The following is a 5,960-nucleotide window of genomic DNA, read 5'->3' on the forward strand; positions in this document are numbered from 1 at the left end:
GATCTAGCTCAAGTAGAAAATCCTCAGCTTTCCTACCCAGAATACTACTTGCGGCCATTCCATGCTTACGAAGGTGGAGACCTCAGTTGGAAAGCAGCTTGGGAACTAGAAGTTGCGGCTCGTACTGTCCACGCTGGAATTTGGCAAGACGCTGGAGCAGAAGGAGATGCTAAACTGCGCCAAAGTTACCACGATATTCTCAAAGCGCAAATCCCCAATCAACCCCAATACATCCTAGATTTAGCTTGTGGTGTGGGTTTGAGTACATTTACCATGCAAGAAATTTATCCTCATGCCAAAATTACAGGCTTGGACTTATCTCCCTATTTTTTAGCCGTTGCCAATTACCGCGCTGGGCAACGTCAAGCTAAAATTAACTGGCTTCATGCCCAAGCTGAATCTACTGGGCTACCTGATGCCTCGTTTGATTTAGTTTCCATTTTCCTGATGTGCCACGAATTACCCCAGTCAGCAACCCGACAAATCTTAGCTGAAATGCGGCGCGTGTTGCGTCCGGGTGGCTACTTGGCAATTATGGATATGAATCCCAAATCTGAAGTTTACAAGAAAATGCCAGCCTACATTTTGACTTTGCTCAAAAGTACTGAACCGTATTTAGATGAATATTTTGCTTTGGACATTGAGCAAGCTATTGTTGAGGCGGGTTTCCAAGCTCCCACGATCGCTAACAATACCCACCGTCACCGTACAGTAATTGCTCAGGTGAGTGGTTGATTTATCTCTACTGTTGTGGGCAGCAATACCACCCTTACTGCTGCTAGGCTACTACTACTGTCGGATGCCATTTGCCCCACCTCTGTTAAAGTTACTGATGTTCTTTATCATTGGGGCAATATCTGGTTTTTTAGCCCTTAGACTCGAATGGGATTTTGAAAATGTAGCGAACTCTTTTGTGGACTGGCATCAGATTAAGCGAACGCTTCTTGGTACAGCCTTGCGGCAGCTTGTGGAAATAGGCCCAATTGAAGAAGGCTGCAAGTTGGCTGCGGTTGTTATCCCAAGCTACTATCTGCAACGCAAGTATCGATTACTTCACTCTACGGTTTTCCTCTTTGCGATCGCCGTTTCCCTTGGATTCACTGCCGAAGAGAACTGGATTTACTTTTTCCACGGTACAGCATCAGTTTTTGAACGTACTATCGGCACGCCAGTCCATGCGATGTTCTCTGCACCTTGGGGATATGCATTAGGAATCTATATTTCTTCTAAAAATCGCTTAAATCGCGACAAAAAGTTTATTTTTAGGGCTTGGCTAAATTCTGTAATCTGTCATGCCCTAGTTAATGTCCTATCTAGTGCTTGGGGTTACTCATTACCCTTACGTTTCCTGAGTTACGGTTTATTTCCATTTCTGTTGTGGATGTTTTGGCGGCTGGAACAATTACTGCGAAAAGTGCAAGGTAAACCTGTAATTACCCTGGTTTCAGAACGTACACCCCAGCACCGTTACTGGCAAAGAAGTTTAGTGTTGTTTGCCCTCGTACTGGGCGGAAATGCTATTTTTGGGCTGTTTCTCTTAGTCAGGACTGTTAGTCCTTTGAGTCCGTCAAAGTTTTTTGACACTGATATTTTGTGGTTTATATTTAGTCGCTTTTTACTAAATCTCTTTTTAGGAGTTTTAGCGTGGGGCATTTATCGCTATTTGCGACATTCCGCCCGTCGTCGGTATTTTTAAAATATGATTTAGGAAAAGGCTAGGGGGTTTCTATGCAAACAACTCCAGTGCGTTGGACGACTGCTGATCTAGAGCTATTTGCTAGCGATCGCAGAAATCGCTATGAGATTATTGATGGAGAACTATTTGTGACTAAATCACCTAGTTGGGATCATCAATCAAGTTGTGGCAATATTGTTACAGTTCTTAAGATTTGGTCAGATGAAACTGATTTAGGTGAAGCTGCGATCGCACCTGGAATTATTTTTTCAGATTCTGACAATGTGATCCCCGATGTGGTGTGGGCAAGTCATGAACGGTTAAAACACTTGCTAGATGAGGCTGGACATCTCACGGGCGCACCAGAGTTAGTAATAGAAGTTTTATCGCCCGGCGAAAAAAACGAAAAACGCGACAAAGAAACAAAGCTAAAGCTGTACTCGGTGCAAGGAGTTCAAGAATATTGGATTTGCGATTCTGTACAAAACAAAGTTGAGGTTTATCGACGCGAACAGGCTGCATTAAAGTTAGCAGCTACTTTATTTAATCAAGATGAACTGACAAGTCCTTTGCTACCAGGTTTTAATTGTTTAGTAAGTAAACTTTTTTAGTTGGGCATGGGCATGGGGACGATTTAAATTCCCTATGTCCTATGCCTAATTTGCAATTAGCTAAACTTGTGCTAATACTGGCTGATTCGCGGATGCATTGACTGAATCTGATTCAGACTCGGTGCAGTAGATTTCGCAGGAGTTATTCGGACTTTCAATCAATTTTACTTTGTGAAGTTTAGCTCCCAATTCCTCAATAGGCGATCGCAGTAAATTACTAATGTAAAGTGCGATATTTTCCGCAGTCGGTACAATCTCTGCAAAGTAGGGAATATCTTTGTTTAAAAAGGTGTGATCGAATGGCTCTAACACATAATCTTCTACCACTTGATTCAGGGCACCTAAATCTATAATCATGCCAGTACGCGGGTCAATTTTTCCTTTGACAGTGACTTCTAGATGGTAGTTGTGTCCGTGACCGTTGGGACGAGCGCACTTACCATAAATCTCAGTGTTTTCTTCCTTACTGAGTTTAGGATGAGCTAGCCGATGGGCGGCGCTAAAGTGAGTACTGATGGTGAGGTAGGCTTCCATTGCGTTTCCCATATAATCTGCCCAAAGTTCAGGATGTTCAAATAACTGCACACGGACTAGAGGCAAATGAGGTGCTAGCCGCTGCCAGATAATCCGTGCAATATTCTCAGTGGTAGGCAGAGTTTGTTGAAATTCTGCCCACACATCATTGAGATAAGAGAAGTCCAATTGACTGGTAACTTCCCGTTTAATTACGTGTTTCACATCAGACAAGTTCAACACCATGCCATATTCATCCAATTCCCCAGCTAGGGAGATAAATAAGACATAGTTATGTCCGTGTCCTGGAAATCTAGTACCAGCACCAAATTTCTCAATATTCTCAGCTTCACTCAGTTCTGGCAACCAATAACGATGACTTGCTGAAAACTGGGCGCGGCGGTTAACAATGCATTGCATGAGTACACTATGAGCAGAATTTAAAATTTCTTAATCTTTTTCTGTTTACAGCATAAACTAATTCCTAAATTATGTGTCATTTGTCATTTGTCATTTGTCCAAGAAAAGCCAGACCCACTCTTTAACGTGGTTTGAATTAGTCCGATGAAAAACAAAGTTTTTCCGCCGCACCATAAAAAAAGTAAGCTTAGGGTATCACAAGAGACGGGGTATGTACTAATGACCAATGACCAATGACCAATAATTATGTAACAGAAGCTTGTGCTTCACAGTGCAATCTCGTAGCTATGCGGAATAGTTCATGACCTGTGTGTAAATAACGCTCGTCGTAGTTCAAAGGAAAATAACTTAATTCATCGAGTCCATCTGCTACTTGATCGAGGCTGTAGTAGAGGTGAGCCGCCGTTCTTGCGAGACTGGGGGGATTTGGTAGGGAGCGGAAAGTAGTTTGTGCCTGCTTGAGGTCATCTCGACAGGTTTTTAAGTATTCCTGAAATTCATCTAACAACTCATCATCAAAGGGATCGGCAGCTAATTGATCCATTTGTTCTTCTAACGAATAAAGAATGGTACAAAGCAGGCGATTTACTGGTTGGTAAACTTGGCGTAGCCATTCTTCAACTTGCTCGTCAACATCCCGTCCAGTTTTTCGTCTTGTCTGGTAATGCTGTTGGGCTGATGCTGTACGCTGTTGGCGATCGCTATTTAATTTTTGGGAGTCATCTTGCAGTTCTTTGTCATAATTGCGGCGATTTTGGTTGTCGCCTAAGACCTCATAAGCTGCATTGATGCGGATAATTTGCTCGCGATCGGCTGTTTCCTGATTACTGTCAGGATGAAACAACTTAACCAAGCGGCGATAAGCTTGCTTAATCTCCGCTTGGCTTGCACTTGGACTAACTTTGAGAGTTTCGTAATGGTTAGAAACGTGGTTATAATTGACCATTAATTCAATGTAGCGTTAACTAACGCTAGCGGCTAACCTTGCCTCTAAGTCTTGGAACAACGGTGTACTCAAATACCTCTCACCAAAACTGGGCTGAATCATTACAATTAAACGTCCTTTATTTTCTTGACGTTGGGCGACGCGAATTGCTGCACATAAAGCTGCTCCACTGGAAATACCAGATAGTAGCCCTTCTTCTTTTGCCAAACGCCGACTATAAGCGATCGCTTCTTCATCGGTGACGGTAATCACCTCATCAATCAATTTTATCTTGAGAACTTGGGGAATAAACCCAGCACCAATTCCCTGGATTTTGTGGGGGCCTGGTCGTCCCCCAGATAAAACTGGGCTATTGGCTGGTTCAACTGCGATCGCCTTGGAATTAGGCTTGCGTGCTTTAATCACTTCTGCTACACCAGTGATCGTACCACCTGTACCAACTCCTGCCACAATAATATCGACTTGTCCATCGGTATCTTCCCAGATTTCTTCTGCCGTAGTTTCCCGATGCACTTTTGCATTGGCTGGATTGCGGAACTGCTGCAACATATAGGTATTTGGTGTAGTATTAACTATTTGCTGCGCTCGTTGAATTGCCCCACTCATGCCTTCCATTCCTGGTGTTAGTTCCAGTTCTGCTCCATAAGCTCGCAACATTGCCCGACGCTCTCCACTCATCGTTTCTGGCATTGTCAAAATTAATCGATAACCCTTTGCTGCTGCTACCATTGCTAGGGCAATACCGGTGTTTCCAGAAGTGGGTTCTACCAATACTGTCTTCCCAGGAGTAATTAGCCCCTCCTCTTCAGCAGCGTTAATCATACTTACCCCAATCCGGTCTTTGACTGATGCCGATGGGTTCATACTTTCCAGTTTCACCACAATTTCTGCAACACATCCTTCTGTTTGAGGAATTCGGTTTAACTGCACTAGAGGGGTACGACCAACTAGTTCTGTAATGTTACGAGCTATCCGCATAAATTAGTCCTTAATTATTCATTATTTGTTATTGGTCATTAGTCATCAACAAATGACAAATGACTAATGACAAATGACCCTTGACTAAATGTAGTACATGATATCTAATTGCCGCCGCGAATCTCGTTTTTCACAAAGATCCTGGAGCGTATATTTTTGGAAGACGAAATTTGCCGCGCGACTTGCTTCTTGCCAAATTTCTTCTATAACTGAACTGTCTATGCTTTTGGAATTAATGTTTTCTTCACCAGCCCGCGCCTCTAAGCCTTCTAAACATTCCAAAATTTCAAAAAGGATGATTTTTCGGGGTTCTCGCGTTAATAGATAGCCACCTTTTGATCCACGCTGACTTTTAACTATACCGCCACGCCTCAAGGTTGCTAGTAGCTGTTCCAGATAGCGATCGGGTATGTTTTGTTGTGCTGCAATTTGTCGAATTTGCAGCGGTTCGCCGCTTTCGTAATGAGAGGCCATCTCTAATAAGGCGAGAATTGCGTATTCCGATTTACAGGATAGTTCCACAAGCAGCAATAAGTTAGGGGTAAAAATTAGAAGTTAGGAGTTACGAGTCATTCAATTTGGATTTGAGACTTCAGCGTGAGCGCTCAGTCGAACACTTTTTCCTTCAATCTCAAATCCAAAATTCAAAATCTCAAATTGGTAGAGTTAATATACTACGCAATATGTAGCTTTATACCGCCAACTTCTACTAAAAAAGCTCGCTCAGAAAAAGCTACTCGCGGCGTAAGTCACTTGTAAAGTGGGCATTGCTCTGGTCTATTCATATCAAACCCGCCATAACTCATAACTTCTAACC

At 42.9% G+C, this 5,960-nt stretch carries 7 protein-coding genes; 3 read left to right on the forward strand and 4 right to left on the reverse strand.

The window, feature by feature from the left end:
* The 3 genes from IQ229_RS09880 to IQ229_RS09890 all read left to right on the forward strand — a co-directional run.
* On the forward strand, positions 1-735 hold a 735-nt coding region (locus IQ229_RS09880; protein ID WP_194043271.1), incomplete at its 5' end, for a class I SAM-dependent methyltransferase.
* The gene (locus tag IQ229_RS09885; protein ID WP_194043272.1) at positions 728-1,696 is read left to right on the forward strand and encodes a PrsW family intramembrane metalloprotease; all 969 of its coding nucleotides are present in this window, start codon (positions 728-730) and stop codon (positions 1,694-1,696) included. The genes IQ229_RS09880 and IQ229_RS09885, both read left to right, overlap by 8 nt.
* A 32-nt stretch (positions 1,697-1,728) precedes the next feature.
* Positions 1,729-2,286, forward strand: a complete 558-nt coding sequence (locus IQ229_RS09890; RefSeq protein WP_194043273.1) for a Uma2 family endonuclease — start codon at positions 1,729-1,731, stop codon at positions 2,284-2,286.
* Positions 2,287-2,346: 60 nt separating this feature from the next.
* Here IQ229_RS09890 and IQ229_RS09895 read toward each other — a convergent pair whose 3' ends face one another.
* The 4 genes from IQ229_RS09895 to IQ229_RS09910 form a co-directional block, all read right to left on the reverse strand.
* Positions 2,347-3,219 (reverse strand): 6-carboxytetrahydropterin synthase, encoded by an 873-nt coding sequence (locus tag IQ229_RS09895; RefSeq protein WP_194043274.1) that lies wholly within the window; start codon positions 3,217-3,219, stop codon positions 2,347-2,349.
* Positions 3,220-3,463: 244 nt separating this feature from the next.
* Entirely contained in the window at positions 3,464-4,165 is a 702-nt protein-coding gene (locus tag IQ229_RS09900) for a J domain-containing protein (protein ID WP_194043275.1), read from the reverse strand.
* Positions 4,166-4,180: 15 nt separating this feature from the next.
* Positions 4,181-5,143: a cysteine synthase A gene (gene cysK / locus IQ229_RS09905; RefSeq protein ID WP_194043276.1), complete on the reverse strand. Its 963-nt coding sequence runs from the start codon at positions 5,141-5,143 to the stop codon at positions 4,181-4,183.
* An 84-nt stretch (positions 5,144-5,227) separates the two neighbouring features.
* Entirely contained in the window at positions 5,228-5,665 is a 438-nt protein-coding gene (locus tag IQ229_RS09910) for an RrF2 family transcriptional regulator (protein ID WP_194043277.1), read from the reverse strand.
* Positions 5,666-5,960: the final 295 nt, after the last annotated feature.

Origin of the sequence: Nostoc cf. edaphicum LEGE 07299, from assembly GCF_015207245.1 — a bacterium.
GTDB lineage: Bacteria > Cyanobacteriota > Cyanobacteriia > Cyanobacteriales > Nostocaceae > Nostoc > Nostoc edaphicum_B.

Coding starts and splice junctions, on each gene's coding strand:
- IQ229_RS09895 (WP_194043274.1), bottom strand. CDS start 3,219: ATGCAATGCATTGTTAACCGCCGCGCCCAGTTTTCAGCAAGTCATCGT.
- cysK (WP_194043276.1), bottom strand. CDS start 5,143: ATGCGGATAGCTCGTAACATTACAGAACTAGTTGGTCGTACCCCTCTA.
- IQ229_RS09890 (WP_194043273.1), top strand. CDS start 1,729: ATGCAAACAACTCCAGTGCGTTGGACGACTGCTGATCTAGAGCTATTT.
- IQ229_RS09900 (WP_194043275.1), bottom strand. CDS start 4,165: ATGGTCAATTATAACCACGTTTCTAACCATTACGAAACTCTCAAAGTT.